Source organism: Streptomyces alkaliphilus (assembly GCF_014141535.1).
In the GTDB taxonomy this organism is placed as follows: domain Bacteria; phylum Actinomycetota; class Actinomycetes; order Streptomycetales; family Streptomycetaceae; genus Streptomyces; species Streptomyces alkaliphilus.
This window is the reverse complement of the sequence record NZ_VKHT01001192.1, coordinates 1-1,355: the sequence shown is the minus strand read 5'-3', so window position 1 is coordinate 1,355 and position 1,355 is coordinate 1. Positions and strand designations below refer to the sequence as shown.

Annotated in this window: 1 protein-coding gene; it reads left to right on the top strand. The window is 75.8% G+C overall.

Going from position 1 to position 1,355, the window contains the following annotated elements:
• Positions 1-69: 69 nt before the first annotated feature.
• Positions 70-1,355, top strand: a 1,286-nt coding sequence (locus tag FNQ90_RS28560) for a sensor histidine kinase (protein WP_323380139.1), incomplete at its 3' end; no start/stop codon positions are given.

Here is a 1,355-nt window from a genome sequence, read left to right as displayed (position 1 = left end):
ATCCCGGGGAGCGGGTCCCCGGGGGCGCATCCGACCGGTGGTGTTCCCGGGAGCCCGGCTCCCGGGAGCGTGTCGAACCGGCCCGCGGAGGAGCCCTCTCCGGCGGAGCCCTCCCCGGGCCTCCGGGCGGCCCGACGGCACGCCCGGGCGGCCTCGTCCCGGCGCCCCCGTACCCTGCGGGCCGCTCTGACGACCCTGGTGGCGCTCCCCGCGACCGTGCTGCTGGTCCTGTGGTCGCTCGCGGTGGCGACCCTCCCGATGGCTCTGTGGGGTCCCGACACCGGTCCCCTCCTCGTACCGGCCCTGGCCGCTCTCCTGCTGGTTCCCCCGACGCTCCTGCTGACCGCGCTGACCACCGGGCGACTGGTGAGCTCGCTGGAACGGGGCCTGGACGACGTGCGGTCGCACGTCCCCGGGGCCGACCGGGGGGCGGCCCGACGGAACACCGACCGGCCCGGTGGGGCCCGGGAGCCGGGGGACGCGGTCCGCGGAGGTCACCCTCCCGACAACGGACGGCGCCCCCTCTCGGTCCTGCTGCGCCGTGCCCCGGTGGGGTCCCCGGGAGCGGTGTCGCCGGCGGGTCCTCCCCGGGAGATCGCCGAACTACGGGAGGCGTTGGTTCGGGCGGGACGGAGCGCATCCGGGCCCCACCCCACCGCCGGGCGCGACCACCCGGGCGGGGATGTCCGTCGGGCGGTGGTGAACGTGGCCCGTCGCAGCAGGTGTCTGGTCAACCGCCAACTGGCCCACATCGACCGGATGGAACGTCGCACCCACGACCCCGAGGCGTTGGAGGAGTTGTTCGTCCTCGACCATCTCTCCACCCGGATGCGGCGACAGGCCGAGTCCCTGATCATCCTGGCGGGGGGCGCCCCCACCCGCATCCGGAGCGGGGCGGTACCCCTGGCGGACGTGGTCCAGGCGGCGATCGGGGAGATCGAGGACTATCGACGGGTCGACCTCCTCGGGGCGCCCCGCCCCTCACTGCCGGGGCACGCCGCCACGGACATCGTCCACCTCCTCGCCGAACTGTTGGAGAACGCCACCCGTTTCTCCCCCGTGGACACCCGGGTCCGCCTCACCGATCGCGCCGTGCCCGGGGGCCAGCTGCTGCGGATCGAGGACGCCGGTCCCGGTATGTCCCCCGCCGACCTCGAGGCGGCCCGGAAGCGGGTGCGGGGACCACGGACGCCGGAGGAGGACCTCCCGCCCGGAGGTGACCGGCTGGGGCTGTTCGTCGTCGGCAGATTGGCCCGCCGGCGCGGTCTCCTGGTGGACTTCCGGTCCTCGCCCCACCGGGGTACCACGGTCTCGGTCCTGTTGCCGGGGGCGCTGTTGACCGCCCCGGGCGCGCC